Here is a 22,893-nt window from a genome sequence, read left to right on the forward strand (position 1 = left end):
GCCGTTCATGCGGCGGAGCCGCGCCCCTCGATGACGGTGAAGCTCCGGCGGCCGCGTCGCAGTCGCCGCGCGAGAGCGTCCGCCCCGGCGGCCGCGTAGAGCGCGATGAGCGGCTCGACCGGAACGCGCATGCGCAGCGCGCCCCAGTAGACGACCGCGAGGGCGGTGAAGAACGCGATGGTCACCGCGGGCAGCGACAGGAACAGCCGCTTGCCGCCGAGCAGCGTGACGACCAGGCCGGCGAGCGCGAGCGGGAAGGCGAACAGCGACCACAACAGCAGCGGGTCGGCCATGGCGAGCAACCGTCCGAGCGGCGAGTCCGCGCGGCTCCAGGTGCCCGTCGATCCGCCCTCGCGTGTGAGGCGCCAGAAGCGCGCGAGCTTGGCGGCGGCGGCGGCGGGCCACTGCGCGACGCGTTCGCGCAGGAACTGCTTCGCGAGCCGACCCGAGAGCCGGTCGGCCCCGACCTCCGAAAGTCCGCGGTAGCGGCTCGCCCACGGCTCGACGTGGTAGAGGCTCTCGGCGCCGCCGAGGCGCGCGGGGTCGTCCCAGATGCGCGGGTTGTTGGCGTCGAACAGCGCCCGGCCGCCGCCCGTCGTGACCGGCACGAACGCCTTCAGTTCGATCGCGTTGCGGATCGTCCACGGCCCGACCGCCAGCGCCACGCCGGCGAACAGCAGCGCGACCTGGCGCAGCCGGTCGCGGCGCGTCACCGTGAGCCCGAGAGGAAACCAGGCCCACAGCGCGACCAGCAGCGGCAGGGGCAGCGAAGTCGGACGCGCGAGCGCCGCGATTCCCCACACCAGGCCCGCGCCGAGGGCGCGGGCGGGCCGCGGCGTCTTCACCCATTCGGCGGACAGGTGCAGGGCGATCAGCAGCAGCAGCGCGAACGTCGTTTCGGTGAGCAGGTAACCCGAGAAGAACACCAGCGGCGGGCACAGCGCGGCGAGCCAGCCCGCCCAGCGCGCGACGCCGCCGCCGAATGTCGCGCGGGCGTAGCCGGCGAGCACCGGGGCGATGAGCGCCCCGATCGCGCACTGCAGCAGCAGCGCCGCGAAGAAGTCGTGACCGACGCCGCGGTACACGAGGCTCGTCAGCCACGGTACGAGCGGCGGTCGGAACGCGGTGGGATGGGGCCCCGCGGCTCCGTTCAGGGCGAACCCCACCCCGCGGGCGAGGTTCCACGCCAGCGTGTCGTAATCCGCCGAATCGGCGTAGGGAACGGGCGAGCGGCCGTTCGCGAGCAGCGTGTAGGCCGCGCGCACCGCGAATCCGACCGCGAACAGCCACAGCGGCTCGAGCGGCGGACGCCGCCGGGGACCGGCGGGCCGCAGGGGCCGCCGGGCGGCCGGATCAGGGGGGACGCGCTGGAGCATGAGGGAACCAGTCTAGCCGCGGCCGCGTCCCCGGCGCGACTCGCATGCCCCGGACGGCGCGGCCGTGCAGGCTGCAATGCTGTTCCTCCGGCCGCCGCGGGGCGCGTCGCATTCGGGCCCGATTGCCGCGCAATTGGCGTGCACCTGCGCCGGCGCGGGGACGACGCCGGACTGGCAGCATCGTTGCTCAGTTCCTGCCTCGGAGGATCCCGATCGTCGGGAGCTGTCCGCAGGTGCACCGGCACGGGCGAGGCGAAGACCGCGTCCGGCCGGGCCACAGGGAAGAGGAGACCCCGAATGGACCACTACATCCCCAAGCGCCGCGTGCCCGTCACGCTCTGGTCGAACGACCGCGAACGCGCGGAGGGGCACGTGTTCCTGGACCTCGACCCTTCCGGCAACAGCCACCAGACGGTGCTGGCGAAACTCAATGAAGCGTCGCGGTTCCTGCCGGTCGCCGTCGGGCCGCAGGGGCTCATCCAGCTCTACAACAAGTCCCGGCTGGTCCGCGTCACGACCGGTCCGGACGTGCTCCAGAGCGACGTTTTCAACCGCGGCTTCCTGCCGTGGCGTGAGGAGGAGGCGGACGTATGGCTGTCCGACGAAACATCGGTTTCGGGACGAGTGTGGATGCCTCTCGAGCGTCCCACGCAGCGCATCTCCGACTTCATGAACCAGCGGGGCTGGGAGTTCTTTGTGCTCCTCACCGGCCGGGACGTGCAGCTGGTGAGTTCCGCGGCGGTGGCGCGCATGGCGCTTTCGGAGAGCGCCGAGGCACCCCTGGACTTGCCCGATTCCCGGATCGCCGGCCTGAAGTGGCCTGATCCTTCGATGTTCGCCATGGGGCTGATGGAGGGTCGTGCATGAGCGCGTGTCCCCGGCGCCCGCAGGCGCGGTTCACGTCGTGAGCTTCACCCTGCCCGCGTGAGGCGGGCCGCAGGCGGACCGCAACGGCTTCCGCCAGTGACCGGCGACCGGAGATTCGGACGATGTTCCGACCCGGTCGCCGGTTCGTTCGCGTCCCGCGCCGCCTTGCCCGGTCTGCGTGCGCGGGCTACGGTCGCGGCCATGAAGACCTTCCGCGTCGCGTTCGCGCAGGGCCGCCCGGCATTCGGCCGCACCGAGGCGAATCTCGAGAAGGGCCTCGCGCTGGCGGCCACCGTGGATGCCGACCTGGTCGTGCTCCCGGAGCTGTGGTCCACGGGCTACGTCTTCTCGTCGCATGCCGAGGTCGCCGCCCTCGCCGAGGACGCGCGCACGGGCGCCACCGCGAAGGCGCTCGCGTGGGCGGCGAAGCGCGAGAAACGCCACTACGTCGCCGGCTTCGCCGAGGCCGCGCGCGGCCGCTTCTACAACAGCGCGATGCTGGTCGGACCCGGTGGCGTCCAGGCCGTCTACCGCAAGCTCCACCTGTTCGAGCGCGAGCAGGAGTGGTTCGAGCGCGGGGATCTGCCGCTCGGGGTCCACCGCGTGGGCCCGGCGCGCGTCGGCATGCTGATCTGCTACGACTGGCGTTTTCCCGAAGCCTCGCGCGTGCTGGCCCTGAAGGGCGCCGACGTCATCGTCCACCCGAGCAACCTGGTCTTCCCGCACGCGCAGCAGGCGATGCTGACCCGCGCGCTCGAGAACCGGGTGTATGTCGTGACCGCGAATCGGACGGGCACCGAGCGCCGGCGCGGCGGAACCGTGCCGTTCACCGGGCGCAGTCAGATCGCGGGACCCGACGGGCAGCCGCTCGCGCGCGCGAGCCGGACGGGCGAGGTGGCGGCAGCCGCGGACGTGGACCTCGCGCGCGTGCGCGACAAGCGGCTGACGCGCAGGACCGCGTTGTTCTCGAACCGCCGGCCCGAGCACTACGCCGCGCTCACCGGCGGCCGCGACCTCGCCTACCCGCCGGTCCGTGCCGTGCCCCGCCGCAGGAGAGGGCGGGCATGACGGCCGAAGGCGGGGCCGCGCGCGAAGCGGAGCTCGCATCCTTCATCGAGTCCCTGGTGGCCGAGCTGGCGCCGCTCGAACGCGAGCACAACGACGAGTACTGGAAGCTCGCGACCACCGGGGGCGACGAGCACCTGCGCCGCTGCGCCGAGCTCGACTCGCGCATGCGGCTGGCGTTCGCCCGGCCCGAGTCGTACGCGCGGCTGCGGCGCATCGCCGCGGCCGGGCCGCTCGCCGATCCGCTGCTCCAGCGCCAGCTCGAACTGCTGCTCGCGGCGCACCGCTCGAAGCAGATTCCGCCGGCGATGATCGAGCGGCAGGTGCTGATCGAGAAGCGGCTCGAGGCCGTCTTCACGAACTTTCGCGCCGAACTGGACGGCCAGCCCGTCTCCGACAACGCCCTCGTCGAAGTGCTGACGCGTTCGGAGGACGTCGCGCGGCGACGGCGTGCCTGGACGGCGGGCAAGCAGGTGGGTGCCGCGGTCGAGGCCGACCTGCTCGAGCTGGTGCGGCTGCGCAACGAGGGCGCGCGGCTGCTGGGGTTCGCGAACTACCACGTCATGAGCCTCGAGCTCGACGAACTGCCGCCGGAGTGGCTCTTCGGCCTGCTCGACCGGCTCGAGCGCGAGACGCAGCCGCTGTGGAACGAGTACCGCGGCGCGCTCGAGCGCGGTCTCGCGGAACGCTTCGGGTGCTCCGTGTCCGAACTTCGCCCGTGGCACTACGCCGACCCGTTCTTCCAGCAGGCGCCGGCGGCGGGGGCGGACCTTTCGCCCTTCTACGCGCGGCAGGACCTCGAGGCGCTGACCGAAGGGTTCTTCCGCGCCTGCGGTTTCGAGATCGCGCCGCTGCTGCGGCTCGCCGATCTGCACGAGAGGCCGGGCAAGAACCAGCACGCGTTCTGCATGTCCGTGGACCGGGGCGACGACATCCGCGTGCTGTGCAATCTCCAGCCCGACGAGAAATGGATGGGCACGATGCTGCACGAGTTCGGGCACGCGATCTACGACCAGTGCGTGGACCGCTCGCTGCCCTGGCTGCTCCGCACGCACGCGCACATCCTCTCGACCGAGGCGAGCGCGATGCTGTTCGGGCGGCTGTCCCGGAACCCGGCCTGGCTGAGGCGCTGGCCCGGCGCCGACCCGGCGGAGCTGGCGAAGCAGGCGGGCCCGGTGGCGCGGGCCGTGCGCGAGCAGCTGCTCGTCCAGACGCGCTGGGAGCTGGTGATGATCCACATGGAGCGGGCGCTGTACGCCGATCCGGAGCAGGACCTGCGGTCGCTGTGGTGGGACCTCGTCGAGCGCTTCCAGGGCGTCCGGCGCCCGGAAGGGCGGGACGCGCCGGACTGGGCGGCGAAGATCCATTTCAGCATCGCGCCGGCCTACTACCAGAACTACCTGCTCGGCGAGATGGTGGCCTCGCAGCTGCAGGAGACGCTGCTCGAGCGCGTGCTCGGCGGCGGCCCGGACCGCTGGGAGCGGCTGAGCGGCGATCCGGCCGTCGGCGCGTTCCTGCGCGAGCGCTACTACGCGCCGGGACGGCGCTGGACGTGGCGCGAGCTGATCGTGCACGCGACCGGCCGAGAACTCGACACGGCGCCGTTCGTCAACGACCTCTCGGGCTGGACAGCGTCCGCGTGAGCGCTTCGCCGCTGCCGCTCGAGGGGCTCGTGGTGCTCGACCTCTCGCGGGTGCTGGCCGGGCCGTACGCGACGCAGATGCTCGGGGATCTCGGCGCCGACATCTGGAAGATCGAGCGCCCGCGGGTGGGCGACGAGACGCGGGCCTGGGGACCGCCGTTCGTGGGCGGGCAGTCCGCCTACTACCTGTCCGTCAACCGCAACAAGCGTTCGGCGGAACTCGACTTTCGCGACCCGGGGCACCGCGAAGCGCTGCGGCGGGCGGCTCGGGCGGCCGACGTGGTGGTGGAGAACTTCCTGCCCGGCGAGCTCGCACGCTTCGGTCTCGACGCGCGCACGCTGCTCGCCGACAAGCCGGAGCTGATCGTCTGCTCGATCACGGGCTACGGGCAGGACGGGCCGTATGCCGCGCTGCCCGGCTACGACGCCGTGCTGCAGGGCTTCACCGGGCTTCAGAGCGTGACCGGCGAAGCCGACGGACCGCCGCTCAAGGTCGGCGTCGCGCTGGTGGACGTCGCCACCGGCTCGCATGCCGCCGCCGCCATCCTCGCCGCGCTCGTCGGCCGCCTTCGCGGCGGGGCAGGCGCCCACCTCGACGTGCCGTTGTTCGAGGTGGGCGTCCATTCGCTCGTCAACGTCGCCCAGTCGGCGCTCGCCACCGGCCGGCCCGCGCGCCGCCACGGCACCGCGCACCCGCAGATCGTGCCCTACCAGACGTTCGCGGCGGCGGACGGCCTGTTCGTGCTCGCGGTCGGCAACGACGAACAGTGGCGCCGGCTGTGCTCGATGCTCGGCGAGCCCGCGCGCGGCGACGACCCGCGCTGGGCGCGGAACCCGGAGCGCGTGCTGCATCGCGCGGAGGTGGTGGACTGGTTGCGCGGTGTGTTCGCCGCGGCGCCGCGCGAGGATTGGCTGCGGCGCCTGGCGGACGCCCGCGTCCCGGCCGGCGCGGTTCGCGAGATGGACGAAGTGATGCGCGATCCGGCCCTGGCCGCGCGCGACTTCGTGCGCCCGGTGCGGCTGGCGGACGGCGCCGAGACGTCCCTGATGGCTCTGCCGTGGCGGATCGGGGCGGAGCGGCCGCCGCTGCGCCTGCCGCCGCCGGCACTCGGCCAGCACACCCGGCAGTTCCTCGCGCGCTTCTCGGGCTGAGCCGCACGCCGCCCGCGCGTCCGCGCCGCCTTGCGCCCGCGCGCGCGACGAGGCATTTTCGCCGCATCCCGACGCGACCATCGGTTCTCCTCTCCAGGGTCAGGATCCCGCAATGTCCGAAAGCACCTCAAGACCACGCGGCCTCGACGGCGTGGTCGCCGCGCAGACCCGCCTGAGCCACGTGGACGGCCAGAACGGCCGGCTGGTGATCGGCGGCTACGAACTCGACGAACTCGCCGGCAAGGCGACCTTCGAGCAGGCCGCGCACCTGTTGTGGACCGGCACGCTGCCGACCGCGGCGGCCGCGGCCGAGCTGACCCGCGAAATCGCCGCCCGACGGCCGCTGCCGGCGCCCGTGCTCGCGCTCGTTCGCGAAGCCGTCGCCCGGAGCGCGCCGCCGATCGACGCGCTGCGCATGGCCTCTTCGGCGATGTCGCTCGACGTTCCGAACCCCGCCGACATCTCGCCGGCGGCCGACGTCGCGAACGCGAAGATGCTGGTCGCGCGCTTTCCGACGGTGGTCGCGGCCTGGATCCGCCTGCGCTCGGGCGCCGAGCCCATCGCGCCGCGTGCCGACCTGCCGCTGGCGGCGAACTTCCTCCACATGGTGACCGGCCGCGAGCCCGATCCGATCGCCGCACGTGCGCTCGACACCTACTGGGTCACGGTGATCGACCACGGCATGAACGCCTCGACCTTCGCCGGGCGCGTCATCGCCAGCACGCGCTCGGACATGATCAGCGCCGTCACCGGCGCGATCGGGGCGCTGAAGGGCCCGCTGCACGGCGGCGCGCCGGGTCCGGTGCTCGACATGCTGCACGAGATCGGCACGGCCGCGAACTGCGAGCCGTGGGTGCGCGCGCGGCTCGCCGCGGGGGAGCGGATCATGGGATTCGGGCACCGCGTCTACAAGGTGCGCGATCCGCGGGCGCAGGTCCTGAGCCGCGTCGCCGAACAGATGTCCGGCGCGCAGCTCGAGGATCGCGAGCTCTTCGACCTGGCGCGCGCGTGCGAGCAGACGATCGTGCGGGTGCTCGACGAGGTGAAGCCGGGCCGCAACCTGCGGACCAACGTCGAGTTCTTCACCGCGCTCGTGCTGCAGTCCCTCGGCCTCAAGCCGGAGACGTTCGTGGCGCTTTTCGCCTGCGGGCGCGCCGCGGGCTGGGCCGCGCACGTGATCGAGCAGCACGCCGAGGATCACCTGATCCGGCCGCAGTCCGAATATGTCGGGCCCCGGGGCCTGACGATTCCCGGTTAGCGGCGGCCCGCAGTCCCGCGCCGCCGCGCTTCACGCCGGGCGGGGCGGTGTGCGAGACTTTCGCGCGATGAAGAAGGCCCTGGGACTCGCGCTCAGCGCGCTGATGCTGTTCCTCGCGGGCTCGGCCTGGCTGGCGTTGTACCCCGCGGTGCCGGCCGACCTCGGCGGGGTGAGGAGCCTGGACGCCGGGGCGCGACGCGTGCGCATCCCGGTCGGCGAGGACGATCACCTCGACGGCTGGCTCGTTCCCGGCTCGAACCGCGCCGTGATCGTGCTCTGCCCCGGCTACGCGCGCGACCACCGGCGCGTCTGGCGCTACGCGCATTTCCTCGAGCCCGACGGCTACACGCTCCTGGCGCTCGATTTCCGCTCCTCGCGCACGGAGCGGCGCCGTCCGACGACGCTCGGCGCCTACGAGCGGCAGGATCTCGACGCCACGCTCGCGTGGATCGCCGCGCAGCCGCGCTGGAAGCGCGCCCGGGTGGGCCTGTTCGGCGAATCCCTCGGCGGCTCGACCGCGCTCGCGGCGGCCGCGGGCGACAGCGCCGTGGACGCGGTGGTCGCCGACTGTCCGTTCGCGACCGGAGAGATGGCGATTCGCGACGGCTTCGCCTGCCGGCTCGGCCTGCCGGCCTGGCCGCTCACCGACCTCGCGCTGCTGCTCGGACGTGCCGTCACGCGCCACGATCTGGGTGCGCTCGACACGCGCCGCTCGCTCGCCGAACTCGGCGCTCGACCGGTGTTGCTCATCCAGACCTCGCTGGGCGACCGATTCGCGCAGGACCAGGTGCGCTCGCTCGAGAACGCCGCCGGTCCGGGGGTCGAGGGCTGGACGGTGGACGACAGCCGGCACACCGAAGTCTGGCTTCGACACCGGCGCGAGTACGAGTCGCGCGTGCGGGCGTTCTTCGCCCGGCACCTGCTCGGCTCGCGGATCGTGACGCTCGAGCGCGTTCCAGCGGGCGCGGCGGTCGCACGATGAGCGCGGTCGTCCGTCTCGGCACGCAGGGCTGGTCCTACGACGACTGGAAGGGCGTCTTCTACCCGCCCGGCGCGAAGCAGGAGGACCGGCTGCCGTTCTACGCCGGGATCTTCGACACGGTCGAGCTCGACACCACCTTCTACCATGCGCCGCGCGCGACCATCGCGCGTTCGTGGGAGCGCAACACGCCCGCGGCGTTCCGCTTCGCCGCCAAGGTGCCGCGGGAGATCACCCACGACCTGCGCCTGCACGAGGTGGGCGAGCGGCTCGAGCAGTTCGCGCGGGCGATGGAGCCGCTGGGGGAGAAGCTCGGACCGCTGCTCGTGCAGATGCCCGCGGACTTCGAACGCGGCGCGGAGACCGAGCGCGATCTCGCGAAGTTCCTCGCGGGCGTCTCCGAAGGCCTGCGAGTCGCGCTCGAGTTCCGGCACGCCTCGTGGCACGCGCCGGCGATCCCCGAGCTCTTGCGCCGCCACGGCGCGGCGCTGGCGTGGACGGAGTGGCGGGAGCTGCCGCGGCGGACCGACGTGACCGCCGACTTCCTCTACCTGCGCTGGCTCGGGGACCGCAGGGAGATCGAGACCTACGATCGCGTCCAGGTGGATCGCGAGGATTCGTTCCGCGCCTGGGAGGCGGACCTGCTGCGGGTCTTCGGCGAGGTCCGGGAGGTCTACGGCTACTTCAACAACCACTGGGCCGGCCACTCGCCGGCGAGCGCGAACGAAATGAAGCGCCGGCTGGGTCTGCCGCACGTCGAGCCGCGCGAGCGCTGGCCGCAGGGCGAGCTGTTCTGAGCGGGGCGGGCCCGCCGGGACGGGCGGTGCGCGGCGGACGTCAGTGCGACGGACCGCCGGCTCCCGGCCTGCCCTTGACGCCTTCGAGCGCCTTGATCGCGGCCGAGCGCGAAGCGTCGATGTCGGCCTCGGGGCCGGACAAGTAGAGCCTGCCGAACGCCCCGAACAGCGAGGCGTCCACGAGCTTCACGTGCGCGGCCTTCAGCGCCTCGTTCGCGGCGAAGGCGATGTAGCCCGCCGGCTCGCATTCGAGGATGAAGAGGGATTCGCCGGCGATGAGCATGTCGCCGTAGCGCATCTTGTTGATGACCTGCGCATGGTACGGCTCGACGGCGCGGATGACCTGGTCCGAGACGACGCGCGGCTTGACCCGGTCGTGCTCGGCCACGCCGAGGTGGGCGAGGACCGCGGCGCCGGCGTCGAGCACCTGGCCCTTGTCGCGGTGGTGGATCTCGAGCAGGCCGAACGCGCGCTCGACCACCATGATCGCGGGTGTCGCCCGGGTGGCCTTGAGCGCCACGTCGGTGATGCGATTGATGATCAGGCCGGGCGCGGTCTCGATGAGCATCGAGGCGTCGTGCGGAACCGGCAGGAAGCCGCGCGCGGTCGTGCCGATGAAGGCGGCCAGCTGCGGCTGCAGCGAATCGAGGAAGACGTAGGTGCGAAGGGTGACGTCGGCCATAGGGGCGCCACCGTACGGCCCGGGCGGGCCGCGGGTCAATCGCCCGCGCTTAGCCCAGCTCGCCGAGCCGCTGCCAGAGCGAATCGACCTCGGCGCGCAGGCGTTCGTACTCGCCGACGAGCGACTTCGAGCGCGACGCGTCGTGATACAGCTCGGGGTCGGCGAGCTGGTTCTCGAGCTCCCGGATCCGTGCCTCGCGCTGCTCGATGTCGCGCTCGAGCCGCGCGACTTCCTTTTCGCGCTGCTGCCGCTGCGATCGCGCCGTGCGCGACGCCTTCCGATCCGCCTCGCGCGCCGCGGCTCCGGCTCCGGCGCCCGCCCGGCCGCGGACCGCCGTCGCGGGTTTCGTCGCCGCGCCGGCTCTCGCGGCCGCGGGCTTCGCCGTCTCGACCGGTTCGGGCGGCGGACCGGCCGCGCGCGCGATACGTGCCGCCTCGTAGTCGTCGTAGCCGCCCGGGTAGAGCACGACGCGGCCTTCGTGGACCTCGATCACCCGGGTCGCGACGCGGGCCATGAGCGAACGGTCGTGCGTGACCACGACGAGGGCGCCGGGGTACTGCTCGAGCGCGTCCTCGAGCACCTCCTTGCCCGCCAGGTCGAGGTGATGCGTGGGCTCGTCGAGGAGCAGCAGGTTGGTGGGCAGCAGCAGCAGCCGCGCGAGCGCCACTCGCTGGCGTTCGCCGCCCGACAGGACGCGGCAGAGCTTGAACACGTCGTCCCCCTGGAACAGGAAGCTGCCGAGCAGGCTGCGCAGCCTCGGGCGCCAGGCGTCGCTCGCGACCTCCTCGACCGCGTCCAGGACGGTGTGCGCACCCTCCAGGGTCTCGGCCGCGTGCTGCGCGAAGTAGCTCATGCGGGTGAGCGGCGTGTCCTCCCGGAGGCCCTCGCGCGGCTCGAGCTGGCCGGCCAGCATGCGCAACAGCGTCGTCTTGCCCGCCCCGTTGGGGCCGACGATCGCGAGCTTCTCGCCGCGCGTGACCTCGACGCTGGCGTGCGACAGCACGTCGCGGGAGTCGTAGCCGAACGAGGCGTCGCGCAGCTGGACGAGCAGCCGGCCCGAGTGGGGAGGCGCGGGGAAGGAGAGCCGCAGGCGGCCGGCGCGCCGGGGCAGGACGACGCGCTCGGCCTTGAGGCGTTCGATCTGCTTGCGCTTGCTCTGCGCCTGCGCCGCCTTGGTGTTCTTGGCGCCGAAGCGCTCGACGAACCGCGAGAGCTGCTCGATCTTCGATTCGAGCTGGGCGTTCGTCGCCGCCGCCTGCTCGCGTCGCAGCTCCTTTTCCTCGAGGTAGCGCGTGAAGCCCATGGAGTAGCCGGTCAGCGTGCCGTGCTCCAGCTCGCGGACCTCGCTCGCGACCCGGTCGAGGAACACGCGATCGTGCGAGACGACGATGAGCCCGCCGTGAAAACCGTCGAGGTAGTCCTCCAGCCACTCCATCGCCGGCAGGTCGAGATGGTTGGTGGGCTCGTCCATGATGAGCACGGTCGGGTCGGCGAGCAGCAGCGCCGCGAGCGCCGCGCGCATCCGCCAGCCGCCCGAGAACTCGGCCAGCGGCCGATCCTGGTCGGCGACGGAGAATCCCAGCCCGCCGAGCACGCGCCGCGCCTCCGGCTCGAGCCGATGCTCGGCGTGCAGCTCGAGATGGTGCTGGAGTTCGCCGGAGCGCTCGAGCAGACCCTCCAGCTCGGGATCGTCCGCGGCGATGCCGGACAGGCGCGCGTGGATCTCGTCCAGCTCCTCGCGCATTCCGAGCAGCGCGCGGTGCGCCTCGAGCGCGCGGTCGAGCACGCTGCCGGTGAAGGTTTCGGCCGCCTCCTGCGGCAGGTAGCCGATGCGCGTGCCCTTCGCGAGCACGCGCGTGCCGCTCTCGGGCGAGTACTCTCCGAGGATGACCCGCAGCAGCGTGGTCTTGCCCGCGCCGTTGGGGCCGACCAGCGCGCAGCGGTCCCCGGGTGCGATCACCCAGTCCAGCCGGTCGAACAGGACCCGCTGGCCGATCGAGTAGCGCAGGCCCTGCAGTTGGATCAATCCGTACTCCCGGGCGGCGTTGACGGTCCCCGAGGGGGACCGGGATAATGTCCGTGGCACGGTCTCCGAGGCCCTTGCCGGACCACGACCGCACGGCTTCCGCATCTCGACAGAGGGGCGCCCCCTGAAACTCCTCTTCCGGCTCGCACGACGACGGATTCTGCAGCCCTGCGCCGCGCTCGCGGCGCTGCTGGCGCTGTCCGCGTCCGTCCCGGCTCCCGCGGGCGCCGCCTACATGATCCTTGGCGGCGGCATCCGGCCGAAGGACTTCTCGCTCGTGAAGCAGGGTGGCTATTACCACCTTTTCTACATCCGCAACAACACCGCCCTGCCGGCCGAGCAGACCGAGACGGACTTCGGGCACTCCGTCTCGACGGACCTCTACCACTGGACCCAGCTTCCGAACGCCCTGGGCGTGGACCTCGGAGAATGGGACAACGCGCACCTGTGGGCGCCGTCCGTGTTCCAGCACGACGGGCTGTGGTGGATGTTCTACACGGGGGTCAGCGACTGGCCGGGGGAGTTCGAGCGGACGCAGCGGATGGGCGTCGCGGTGTCCTCCGACCTTTCGAGGTGGCAGCATTACGAACCGGTGTTCGACGCTTCGATGACCAGCTGGGCCTGGTGGAACCAGCTGGATCCCGGCCCGGCGTTTCGCGACCCGTTCGTGATGCCCGACCCGGCGGCGCCGGGCCACTGGCTCATGTACTACACGGCCTCGTACGGGGCCGACACGGCGGCGACGGTCGTCGGGGTCGCGGGCTCCGACGGCGACCTCCTGCAGTGGCACGACGTCAAGCCGCTGCTCATCACCTGGCGCGCGTACACGTACAACCAGCTCACCGAATCGCCGCACGTGTTCGAGCACGCCGGTCTCTGGTACCTGCTGCTGACGAGCAGCGCCGGCCAGCCGCTGTCGCTCTACACGTCGCCGGACCCGATCGCCGACCCCGGGCAGTGGACCTACCGCGGGCGGCTGAGCGCCATGCTGGGATTCGACACCAGCACGTGGTTCGCGTCGGAGTACTTCCGCGACGGCACGCGCGAGTACCTCTGCTTCGTGAACGGCGACCGCATCGAGATCCGGCAGATCCAGTGGAGCGGGTCGTGGTCGTTCTCGCTCGTCCAGCCTCCTCTGCTGCACGTTGTCAACATGGACTGGGTTTCGCCGAACGTGCCGTCGGGGGAGCAGGCGACGCTCAAGACCGTGATGACCAATCCTCTCAGCGGTCTGCTCGACTTCGAGACGCTGGTGGTGGATTCGAGCGGGATCGAGACTCCCGTGCCTCCCGAGAGCCTGGGATTCAACCGCTCGCCGCGGGTCTGGTCGGACACCAGCTACGTGGTCTGGATCGCACGGCGCTGGCCGCGCGTACCGGACGACGACACCACGACGGTCAGCCGATTCCGGTTCCGCTGCTCGGACCAGACCGCCGCGAGCGGCATTCTCACGGTGCGCGCGCCGCGGCCCGCCGCGCCGCCCGACACCGCGAATCCCAACCTGCCCGAGTTGCCGGCGCCGCCCGACCCGGACGGCTGGATGGCGCGCGGCTCGCTGATGCGGGCCCTCTCGGGCGCGCCGCTGGGCTCCGGCCCCGCGCTCTCGATCGATCTGCCCGCCGCGGCCCGGGCGCGGGTGGACCTGTACGACCTCGGCGGGCGGCGCGTGCGCACGCTCGCCGATCGAGTCCTGCCGGCCGGCGTCACGGTGCTGCGCTGGGACGGCCGGGACGGAGCGGGGACGGCCCTGCCGAATGGGCTGTACTTCGCCCGCCTCACCGCCGCGGGCCGCGTCGCACGGACGCGGCTGCCGCTGCTGCCGCGCTAACGCGAAAGGTTTTCCGGGTTCAGTCCCTCGAGGTCCTTCACCACGAAGCGACCGTCGTGGCGCACGCGTTCGCCGTCGAACCAGACCTCGCCGCCGCCGTACTCCGGCCGCTGGATCAGCACCAGGTCCCAGTGGATCTTCGAGCGGTTCCCGTTGCCGGCCGTCTCGTAGCTCTGGCCGGGAGTGAAGTGGAGCGAGCCCGCGATCTTCTCGTCGAACAGGGTGTCCTTCATGGGCGTGAGGATGTGCGGGTTGAAGCCGAGAGAGAACTCGCCGATGAAGCGTGCGCCTTCGTCCACGCCGAGCAGCGCGTCGAGCTTGTCCTGGGGATTGCCCTTCGCCTCGACGATGCGTCCCTTCTCGAAGCGGAATTCGAGTCCGTCGTAGGTCGTTCCGAGGTACAGCGAGGGCGTGCTGTAGCGGATCGTGCCCTCGACCGAGTCCCGGACCGGGGCGGTGAAGCACTCGCCGTCGGGGATGTTCCGCTCGCCGTGGCAGGAGACGGCGCCGATGCCCTTGATGCTGAACGTCAGGTCGGTGCCCGGGCCGGTGAGGCGCACCCGGTCGGTCTTCAGCATTCGCTCGCGCAGCGGCTGGATCGCCTCGCGCATGCGGGCGTAGTCCACGTTGCAGACCCGGAAGTAGAAGTCCTCGAACGCGGCCGTGCTCATGTTCGCGAGCTGCGCCATCGCGGCGTTGGGGTAGCGCAGCACGACCCACTTCGTGTGGTTCACGCGGTAGTTCAGGTGCACCGGTTGCGCGACCCGCTGCTGGTAGAGCGCCATCCTGTCGGCGGGCACGTCCGAGAGTTCGCTGACGTTCTCCGCGGCGCGGATGCCCACGTAGGCCTGCACCGCCTTCATCTGGTGCAGCTCGAGCCCGGCCTGCACGTCGAGTTGCGCCTCGGTGGCCGCGAGGAGCTGGCTGCGGATGACGGCGTTGCTGCGCAGCGACACGATCGGGATGGCCCCGGCGCGCTGGATTTCCTCGACGAGGTCGATGACGAGACCGTCGGCGAGGTCGAACGCTTCGACCAGCGCGACCTCGCCGGGCTGGAGCCGGGTGGAGTGGCGCACGATGAGTTGCGCCAGCTGCTGCGTGCGATGGTCGCGCATGAGGCGATCTCCGGTCCGGATTCGGTCGTGCGTTCCTGTGGGACTTCCGTGACGGACGAACGCTAGCACAGGGGCGCTCGGGCGTGCGTCGTCGCGGCAGGGCACGTCGCGGATCCGCTGGTGGCGTTCGCGCGCGCACGAGTCACGAGCCGCAACTTCACGGTTCTCGAACATCGCGGGCGTCACCCGCGACATCTACGATACGGACGCCCGCCGGGTGGACCCTCGCAGGATCGGCTGTCTATACTGGCGCGACCTTCGCTGCACGTGCGTCGCCGGCCGGAATGGCCGGTCCATCACCCCGGGGGAACGACATGGCGGATTGGGACGTCATCGCCAAGCAGCGCCTGACGGAGGACTGGGCCACGCTGCGCGCCGCCTACCTGCCGCTCAACCAGGCGATGCGGCGCACCGTCGAGTTCCTCGACAAGGGGGGCGGCACCTTCGACGAGCTGCTCACCGTGGTGCGTGAACGCGTCGAAGGCTCGCTTCACAACCTGACCGCCCTCGCGAATCGCCGCTCGCCGTGGGTGCGCCTCGAGGCGATCCGCAATCTTCGCGTGCTGGCGACCGGCGTGCGCGGCGCGGCGGCCGACGACCCGCGCGCGCTGCTGCGCTACCTGTTCGCGCTTTCCGAACTGCTCGGCAACATCTGGCGGGACGCGCCGACCGACGCCCGCGTGGCCGAGAATCTGGTGATCGAGGGACCGCTCGACTTCTGGTTCGGCTGCGACTGCTGCGCGGTCGGCAGGCTCCGGCCGGCGGGACCCGATGATCCGCCCGACGTGCTGCGCGGTCGTGAGGTGCAGATCGTCTGGGAGGTGGACGCGCTGTTCGCGTGGACGCTCGACGAGTTCGAGGACTATCTCGCCAGCGAGCGCTACGCGCTGCCCACGACCCCGCGCATCGCCGCGACCGAGGACCTCGGCCTGCCGGTGGTGGACATTCCCGCCGAGGCGTTGCGGCGCGAGCGCGAACTGTTCGAGGGTCAGGGAGGCGGACTTTACGGAGCGGTGGATCTCAAGTACTTCGAACTCAGCTAGTTGCCCGCCCTGTCTTAAGGCGGGTTCGAACCCGGTCGCGCACTCGGTCCGGAGGGCTTCCGGACCACTCCCTTCCTCAATGTGGAGGCTCATTCATGAAGCGAATCGTCCTGTCGTTCGTCGCGGTCGTCGCGGTTCTCGGCGCGTCCCTGGCGCTCGCCGACGGCATGGCCAAGGGCAAGGCCGGCAACTGGAAGGGTGAGGTGCTGGACGCGGGCTGCTACCTTGGCCACGGCGCGATGGGCGAGAAGCACAAGGAGTGCGCGCTGCGCTGCGCGCGCAACGGCATGCCGATCATGCTCATGACCGCCGACGGCAAGGCCGTGCTGCTCACGCCGAACCACGACGACGGCGATCCCTACGAGAAGCTCAAGGGCTGGGCGGGCTCGGTCGTCGAGGTGACCGGAACGATGAGCACGCGTGGCGGCGTCACGGGCATCGACGTGACCGGCGCGAAGCTCGCGGCCGCCAAGTAATCCGGAAGGCGCGCGCCCGGCCCCTCGGGGTCGGACGCGCGCGCCGTCCCTTCCCTGCTCGTGCGCAATCTCGTCCGGGCCGTCCTGCTGGCCGCCGTCGTCGGCGTCGTCGGGTTCGCGATCGTCGTACGCGCGGACCTGCCGGCGGCCGAACGCGGCCGCCGCCTCGCCGAGCGGTCCGGCTGCTTCAGCTGCCACGGCCCCGGCGGAATCAAGGGGGTCGCGAATCACGGCCGCAGCGATCTCACGGTGCCCGGCTTCGAGGGTGACGTGATGATGTTCGCGAAGAACGACGAGGAACTGCGCGAGTGGATCCGTGACGGCGTGACCGCGCGCAAGGCGAAGAGCGAGTCGTGGAAAGCCGCCAGCGCACGCGGCGCGTTGCGCATGCCGGCCTACGGCGACCGGTTCGGCCGGCGGGGCCTGGACGACCTCGTCGCCTACGTGAACGTGATGGCGGGCAATCCCGAGCCGCAGGATTCGCTCGCCCGCGCGGGCCTGGAGCGCATCGAGGCGCTCGGCTGCATCGGCTGCCACGGCCCGGGCGGACGCCTCGCGCCACGGAATCCCGGTTCGCTCAAGGGGTACGTGCCCTCGTGGGACGGACGCGATTTCGCGGAGCTGGTCCGCGATCGCCGCGAGTTCCACCAGTGGGTGGCCGACGGGGTGAGCGACCGATTCAAGCGAAACGCGCTCGCCATGCACTTCCTCGAGCGCGCGAACCTGCGCATGCCCGCTTTCAAGGACCACCTGCAGCCCGGCGACGAGGATGCCATCTGGGCCTACGTGCAATGGCTGCGGCGCACTCCTCATTGAGGAGCTCCGCCCGCGCGAGCGGGTCCGTTCCCGGCCCGGCACGCGCGGAAGCGCGGCGCACGCGCTTGCGCGCGCCACGACGGCGCGGGTAATCTCGCGCGCCGCGCGCCGTGGTGGCGCGCCGGTTTCCGCACGACCTTCGGGAGATCCATGACCGCCTACAAGCACCGGCTGCGCCGCAAGCGGGCCAAGCAGGCCTCGCGCAAGAAGGCCGACAAGGCCGCCGCCGCGAAGAAGAAGCGGCGCTAGCGAGCTGCTCGCCGCGCCGGATCGGCCGCGCGCCGCCTCAGGCGGCGTCGCTGGCTGGCGGTCGCGGCTTCCCGTCGGCGGGCCGCCGCAGGGTGGCCGACGGGCGAGGCGAGGGCCCTGCCTCGTGCACGCCGCCGGCGCCGGCGGCCTTCGCCGGGGGCCCGGTGCCCGCCGGCCCGGACGCCGGGCGCGGCATCGTCCCCGAAGGGCGCGGCTGCACGCTCGCGGGAGTGAGCCCCATGGCCGGCGAATCGGCGCCCGGGACCGCCGCCCGCGGACTGCGAGCCTGGATCTCGGCCAGCACCCGCTGCGCGAGGGACTCCGCCTGCGGTCCGGCCTTGATCTCGTCGGTGCTCGCGGAGATCACGAAGATGCGGTGGTTGTTGCCGCCGGCGTCGGAGGGGAACAGGAAAAATCCGTCGCGATCCGGCGACCACGAGAGCGTGTACCCGCAGACGAACTCGTCGTCGCGAAAGCGCACCGCGATCTTGCGTCCCTGCGCCGTTTCGGCGGGACCTTCGACGAAGCCCCGCAGGTCCTGCCGCGAGGAATCGCCCTCGAGCGAGCGCACGAAGAACAGCGCCTTGAGGTGCCGGCAGCGCAACTCGACGATCTCTCCGGTGCCGTGCACTTCGATGTGGAAGCTGACGCGGTTGGGCGAGAAGTCCCGCGTGACGCCCTTGAGGACGCGCCCGTCCAGGTAGCGGGCCACCACCTTGTTGTCGATGTCCAAGCGGGACTCCCTGCCGAGGACGAGGGGGCGCGGCGATCCGGTGTCGGGGCGCCGCCGGGCTCGCCGCTGTTTTCGGCCGCCGGAGCGTGCGGCTTGACCGCGCGCTGCCGCCGCCGGAAGCGCCGGCCTGCGTGCCCGGCCGCGAGGACCTGGCACCCGGCACCGGCTTGCCCGGCCGTGGCCCGTTGTGGGACGTTGCGCCATCGCGCTTCCTTCAACCCGAGAAACCCACGAGGGACCCCGTCATGGCTCGATTCGCCCTCCTGCTGCTGGTCGCGGCCTTCACCTTCGGCTGTGCGAGCGGCGGCGGTTCGAGGACCGCGGCCTCCGAAGGCGCCCCTCCGGCGGGCTCCGCTGCGGCCCAGGCCGGAACGGCTTCCACGGCCGGCAAAGTGCACCGGCTCGCCAGCGGGCTCGTGTACGAGGATCTCGCGATCGGCAACGGCAAGATGGCGGATCCCGGCCTGCAGGTCAGCGTGCATTACACCGGCTGGCTCACGGACGGCACCAAGTTCGACAGCTCGCACGACCGGAACCAGCCCTATCAGTTCACCCTCGGCCAGGGCGAAGTGATCCAGGGCTGGGACGAGGGCATCAAGGGCATGCGGGTCGGTGGCAAGCGCAAGCTCACGGTCCCGCCCGACCTCGCGTACGGCTCGCGCGGGGCCGGCGGCGTGATCCCGCCCAACGCCACGCTCGTCTTCGAAGTCGAGCTGCTCGGCGTGCGGTGATCGCCGCGAGCGGTCGCGCGGGGCGGGCGGCGACGGGGCGCCGGTCGTGATTGCGGACCACGGCCTCGAGGTCGTCGAACGCCTGCGCGAAACGCTCGCACCGTCGGGCCCGTGGCAGGCCGCGCACGACCGCGGCTTCAGCTGGTGGCCGTCGGCATTCTCGCAACGTGTCCACGCCGGCCCGGTCGAGCTCGCGGGCGGCGCGCGCGTCTGGCGTGTGCGCGTCGAGATGCCGCTGCTGCGCGCAGTGGAGGGAGGCGCGGCCGGCTTCGCCGTGCTCGCTCGCTGGAACGCGCTGCGGCCGGGTCTCTCGGCGCTGCGCTGGAACGGCGACGACCGGACCCTCTCGCTGCACGCCTCCGCGCTCGTGCGCGCGGGCGACGAGGCGCGCGCGGCGAACGCGCTCGCCGTCGCGGCGCTCTTCCAGATGGCGGACGCCGCCCGGGACGCGCAGGCGCTCGCCCGCGAACTCGGCGCCGTGACGGGGGAGTCGGCGCCGCCGGGCGGTGTGCCACGCACCGCGCCCGACCCGCTCGTCGAAGGCTGGCGGCGCGTCGCCGAGCACGGAGCCGGCGCGGGCCCGTTCACGCGCGAGCGCCTCGACGGCGTCGCCGCCGTCGATGCGCCGCCCTGGGAGCGCGTGCACGTGGACGACTCGGGGCTCCATGCGGAGATCGCCTGCGCGCTGCCGGGCGAGTCCCCCGCGGGCAGCGCACCGGGCGCGGGCGTCGCGCTGCTCCACCTGCTCGGCTCGCAGCCACATCCCGCATACGGCGCGGGGCTGGTCGCGGCGCTCTCGCTGCCGCCCGAGGCGGAGCCGGTCCCCGAGCGTGCCGTCTCGACCGCCGCCCTGCTCAACGAGGCGGAGGCCCGCGAACCGGGCGACTTCGACACGCTGGGGGCCTGGTGCGTGCACCCGCAGGCGGGCCTCGCCTTCGTGAGCTTCTGGCCGGCGCTGCTCGATGAGTCCGGGCTGGCCGAACGCCTCGCCCGGGAGGCGGGCCGGCGGGCCCGCTGGGCGCGCGACTTCCTCGCCCGGGCGCACGCGCTGAGGCCGGAGCCCTCGGGCTCCTGACGCGCCGGGCACGTCGGCGCTCACGTTCGTCGGCGAGTGCTCGTTCCGGCCGGGAAGGTGCGTGCTACCGTGCCCACGTCGGTGTCGCCCTTCCCGCCGGTGGCGGCATCCCACCCGACGACGGAGGAGTGTTCATGACCCGCCCACTGATTTCCCGGTCGCTCGCGCGCCTCGCGTTCGTGATGCTCCTTTCGGCGGCACTTCCGCCGGGGGCCGTGCCGGCCGGAGCGGCTTCGGCGCCGGCAGGGGCGCGGCCCGCGGAGCCGTCGGCGTCGCAGTTCAAGGAACTCACCTTCCGCGCCATCGGGCCGGCGTCCATGGGCGGGCGCATTTCGGACTTCGCCGTCTCCGAGCAGCAGCCGGCGACCGTGTTCGCCGCCACCGGCACCGGCGGGCTCTTCAAGTCCACGAACCTCGGCACGACGTGGAGCGCGGTCTTCGAGAAGGAAGCGGTCGCGTCCATCGGCGCCGTGGCGGTGTGGCAGAAGAATCCCTCGATCGTCTGGGCCGGAACCGGCGAGGCCAACAGTCGCAATTCGTCGTCGTGGGGCGGCGGGGTCTACCGCTCGACGGACGGCGGCGCGAACTGGAAGTGCGTCGGGCTCGAAGCGACCGCCTGCATCGGGCGCATCGTCTGCGATCCCACCGACAGCAACACGGTGTGGGTCGCCGCGCTCGGGCGGTTGTGGGGCGAGAACCCCGAGCGCGGAGTGTTCCGCACGCGCGACGGCGGACGCACGTGGCAGCAGGTCCTGAAGGTGGATGCGCGCACCGGCGCGGTGGATCTCGCGATGGACCCTTCGAACCCCAGGGTCCTTTACGCGGCGATGTACGCCCGGCTGCGCACGCCCTGGTCGTACTCGGGGAGCGGCGAGAGCGGCGGCATCTGGCGCAGCACGGACGGCGGCAGCACCTGGCGCAAGCTCGGCAACGGCCTGCCCAAGCGCACGGGGCGCATCGGTCTCGACGTCTGGCGCAAGAACCCGAGGGTCGTGTACGCGGTCGTCGAGTCGGACGAAGGCGGCCGGCTTTCGGAGTTCGAGGATGCCAGCCGCTCGGGCGGACTGTTCCGCAGCGACGACGCGGGCGAGTCGTGGAAGCGCATCAGCCCGTTCGCGCCGCGGGCGTTCTACTTCAGCCAGGTGCGCGTGCAGCCCGACGACAGCACGCGCGTCTACCTGCTCGGGACGGACCTGTACTGGTCCGACGACGGCGGGGTCTCCTTCAAGGCGGGTGGAGCGCGCAACCTGCACCCGGACTGCCACGCGATGTGGATCGACCCCGCCAACGGCCGGCACGTCCTGCTCGGGACCGACGGCGGCATCTTCCAGAGCTTCGACCGTATCGCCAGCTGGCAGTTCGTGGACAACCTGGCCATCGGCGAGTTCTACAACGTGGCCTTCGACCTTCGCGAGCCGTTCTACCGCATCTACGGCGGACTGCAGGACAACCAGACGTGGGGTGGCCCGTCGCGGACGACCTTCGAGGCGGAAAACTTCGGCGGCGGCGCGACGGGCGGAAGCGGCAACGATGCCTGGCATCTGCTCGGCGGCGGCGACGGCTTCCACGTCGCCGTGGACCCGACGAACCCGGACCTCGTCTGGTACGAGTCGCAGGGCGGCCAGCTCGTGCGGCAGGATCTCGCGAGCGGCAGGGAACGCTACTGCCGGCCGTCGAACGGCGAAGGCGAGCCAGTGTTCCGCTTCAACTGGAACGCGCCGTTCCTGCTCTCACCGCACGATCCCTCGGTGTTGTGGCTCGGCGGGCAGTACGTCTTCCGCCTGACCGACCGCGGCGAGCGCTGGGAACGCGTCAGCCCGGATCTGACGACCGCAGACCCGGCGAAGATGGTGTCCGGCGGATCGGGCGCCGAGACGTACTGCACGATCGTTTCGCTCGCCGAATCGCCGGTGAAGGCCGGGATCGTGTGGGCGGGCACCGACGACGGCAAGGTGTGGGTGACCTCGAACGGCGGCGGCACGTGGACCGACCTGACCGCGAACCTGCGGGGCGTGCCGCGCGGGCTGTACGTGAGCCGCATCGAGGCCTCGCCGCACGACGCCCGCACGGCCTTCGTCTCGATCGACGGACATCGCTCGAACGTCCTGGCGCCCTACCTGTTCGTCACCCGCGACCTGGGACAGAGCTGGACGAGCCTGGCCTCGGACCTGCCGAAGGACCAGCCCGTGAAGGTGGTGCGGCAGGATCCCGGCAACCCGTCGTTGCTGTTCGCAGGGACCGAGTTCGGGCTCTACCTGTCGTTCGACGGTGGCCGGCGCTGGCTGCCGTGGAGGAACGGCCTGCCCACGGTGGCCGTGGACGACATCCAGATTCACCCGCGCGATCGCGACCTGATCGTCGCTACGCACGGGCGCAGCCTGTACGTGCTCGACGGGATCCAGCTGCTCGAGCACTGGAGCCCTTCGGCGCTCTCGGACTCGGTCACGTTCGCCCCGCCGCGCACGGCGTGGGCCTACTACCCGCGCCCGCTGGGCGGCCGCTGGGGGCAGCGGAACTTTCTCGCCCCGAATCCGCCGTTCGGCGCCTGGTTCGACTACTTCCTGCCGCACGAGATCGAAGGAGGCGTTTCGATCGCCGTGACGGATTCGGCCGGTCGCGCGGTGCGGACGCTGACCGGCCCCGGCGGCGCGGGATTCCATCGCGTCGTCTGGGACCTTGTCGCCGGCGAACCGCGCGAGCGGATCCAGCGCCCGGAGTGGTCCGGTCAGCCGCAGTACGCGCCCGCCGGGAGGTATCGGGCGACGCTCACCGCCGGCAAGGCCGCTCCGCGAGCGCAACCGTTCGAGGTCCGGGGATTGCCCGGCGTCTACAAGACCGGGCTCTAGCCCGACCGATTCATGAGCCCATGGCCTGCAAGTGCCGGCTGCCCGCGAATCGCTGCGTCGCAGGGCTGGCCAGCTTCCTCGACGTGTCACCGACACGACTGCGTCGCTGGCCAGCCCTGCTCCTTGCGCTTCACGGG

19 protein-coding genes are annotated in these 22,893 nt (G+C 72.0%); 14 read left to right on the top strand and 5 right to left on the bottom strand.

The window, feature by feature from the left end; all coding sequences use genetic code 11:
- Positions 1–5: 5 nt before the first annotated feature.
- Positions 6–1,376: a glycosyltransferase family 39 protein gene (locus tag IT347_06260; protein MCC6349179.1), complete on the bottom strand. Its 1,371-nt coding sequence runs from the start codon at positions 1,374–1,376 to the stop codon at positions 6–8.
- Between the two features lie 297 nt (positions 1,377–1,673).
- Between IT347_06260 and IT347_06265 the strand changes: the two genes are divergently transcribed.
- From IT347_06265 to IT347_06295, 7 genes are all read left to right on the top strand, one after another.
- On the top strand, positions 1,674–2,243 hold the full coding sequence (locus tag IT347_06265; GenBank protein ID MCC6349180.1) for a hypothetical protein: 570 nt from the start codon (positions 1,674–1,676) through the stop codon (positions 2,241–2,243).
- A 201-nt stretch (positions 2,244–2,444) separates the two neighbouring features.
- Positions 2,445–3,311 (top strand): acyltransferase, encoded by an 867-nt coding sequence (locus IT347_06270; GenBank protein ID MCC6349181.1) that lies wholly within the window; start codon positions 2,445–2,447, stop codon positions 3,309–3,311.
- The gene (locus IT347_06275; GenBank protein MCC6349182.1) at positions 3,308–4,951 is read left to right on the top strand and encodes a M3 family oligoendopeptidase; all 1,644 of its coding nucleotides are present in this window, start codon (positions 3,308–3,310) and stop codon (positions 4,949–4,951) included. The genes IT347_06270 and IT347_06275 overlap by 4 nt, the downstream gene beginning before the upstream one ends.
- Before the next feature lie 11 nt (positions 4,952–4,962).
- Entirely contained in the window at positions 4,963–6,102 is a 1,140-nt protein-coding gene (locus IT347_06280) for a CoA transferase (protein ID MCC6349183.1), read from the top strand.
- 112 nt (positions 6,103–6,214) lie between these two features.
- Positions 6,215–7,360, top strand: a complete 1,146-nt coding sequence (locus tag IT347_06285; protein ID MCC6349184.1) for a citrate synthase/methylcitrate synthase — start codon at positions 6,215–6,217, stop codon at positions 7,358–7,360.
- Between the two features lie 67 nt (positions 7,361–7,427).
- Entirely contained in the window at positions 7,428–8,342 is a 915-nt protein-coding gene (locus IT347_06290) for an alpha/beta fold hydrolase (GenBank protein MCC6349185.1), read from the top strand.
- A complete protein-coding gene (locus IT347_06295) occupies positions 8,339–9,136 on the top strand; it encodes a DUF72 domain-containing protein (protein MCC6349186.1) in 798 nt (265 codons plus the stop codon). The genes IT347_06290 and IT347_06295 overlap by 4 nt, the downstream gene beginning before the upstream one ends.
- 40 nt (positions 9,137–9,176) lie before the next feature.
- On the opposite strand, the gene IT347_06300 is transcribed toward IT347_06295, so the two are convergent.
- Together IT347_06300 and IT347_06305 are read right to left on the bottom strand one after the other, a co-directional pair.
- Positions 9,177–9,818 (bottom strand): hypothetical protein, encoded by a 642-nt coding sequence (locus tag IT347_06300; GenBank protein ID MCC6349187.1) that lies wholly within the window; start codon positions 9,816–9,818, stop codon positions 9,177–9,179.
- 49 nt (positions 9,819–9,867) lie between these two features.
- Positions 9,868–11,844 (bottom strand): ABC-F family ATP-binding cassette domain-containing protein, encoded by a 1,977-nt coding sequence (locus IT347_06305; protein MCC6349188.1) that lies wholly within the window; start codon positions 11,842–11,844, stop codon positions 9,868–9,870.
- Positions 11,845–12,079: 235 nt separating this feature from the next.
- Between IT347_06305 and IT347_06310 the strand changes: the two genes are divergently transcribed.
- Positions 12,080–13,672, top strand: a complete 1,593-nt coding sequence (locus IT347_06310; protein MCC6349189.1) for a family 43 glycosylhydrolase — start codon at positions 12,080–12,082, stop codon at positions 13,670–13,672.
- Here the strand turns inward: IT347_06310 and IT347_06315 are convergent.
- Positions 13,669–14,787 carry an aminopeptidase gene (locus IT347_06315; GenBank protein MCC6349190.1) on the bottom strand — a complete coding sequence of 373 codons (1,119 nt, stop codon included), beginning with the start codon at positions 14,785–14,787 and terminating at the stop codon, positions 13,669–13,671. The genes IT347_06310 and IT347_06315 overlap by 4 nt on opposite strands.
- A 314-nt stretch (positions 14,788–15,101) precedes the next feature.
- Between IT347_06315 and IT347_06320 the strand changes: the two genes are divergently transcribed.
- The 3 genes from IT347_06320 (at position 15,102) to IT347_06330 (ending at position 17,122) form a co-directional block, all read left to right on the top strand.
- A complete protein-coding gene (locus IT347_06320; GenBank protein MCC6349191.1) occupies positions 15,102–15,830 on the top strand; it encodes a hypothetical protein in 729 nt (242 codons plus the stop codon).
- A 95-nt stretch (positions 15,831–15,925) separates the two neighbouring features.
- On the top strand, positions 15,926–16,306 hold the full coding sequence (locus IT347_06325; GenBank protein MCC6349192.1) for a hypothetical protein: 381 nt from the start codon (positions 15,926–15,928) through the stop codon (positions 16,304–16,306).
- Positions 16,307–16,366: 60 nt separating this feature from the next.
- Complete coding sequence (locus IT347_06330) at positions 16,367–17,122, top strand: c-type cytochrome (protein ID MCC6349193.1); 756 nt, start codon at positions 16,367–16,369, stop codon at positions 17,120–17,122.
- 286 nt (positions 17,123–17,408) lie between these two features.
- Here the strand turns inward: IT347_06330 and IT347_06335 are convergent, their stop codons facing one another.
- Positions 17,409–18,104, bottom strand: a complete 696-nt coding sequence (locus IT347_06335; protein MCC6349194.1) for a hypothetical protein — start codon at positions 18,102–18,104, stop codon at positions 17,409–17,411.
- Positions 18,105–18,349: 245 nt separating this feature from the next.
- Here IT347_06335 and IT347_06340 point away from each other — a divergent pair, with 245 nt between their 5' ends.
- The 3 genes from IT347_06340 to IT347_06350 all read left to right on the top strand — a co-directional run bounded on the left by IT347_06340 (position 18,350) and on the right by IT347_06350 (position 22,756).
- Complete coding sequence (locus IT347_06340; GenBank protein ID MCC6349195.1) at positions 18,350–18,835, top strand: FKBP-type peptidyl-prolyl cis-trans isomerase; 486 nt, start codon at positions 18,350–18,352, stop codon at positions 18,833–18,835.
- A 46-nt stretch (positions 18,836–18,881) separates the two neighbouring features.
- Positions 18,882–19,910 carry a hypothetical protein gene (locus IT347_06345; protein MCC6349196.1) on the top strand — a complete coding sequence of 343 codons (1,029 nt, stop codon included), beginning with the start codon at positions 18,882–18,884 and terminating at the stop codon, positions 19,908–19,910.
- A gap of 134 nt (positions 19,911–20,044) precedes the next feature.
- Positions 20,045–22,756, top strand: a complete 2,712-nt coding sequence (locus tag IT347_06350) for a hypothetical protein (protein ID MCC6349197.1) — start codon at positions 20,045–20,047, stop codon at positions 22,754–22,756.
- Positions 22,757–22,893 lie beyond the last annotated feature (137 nt).

This window comes from Candidatus Eisenbacteria bacterium (genome assembly GCA_020847735.1).
GTDB lineage: Bacteria > Eisenbacteria > RBG-16-71-46 > RBG-16-71-46 > RBG-16-71-46 > CAIXRL01.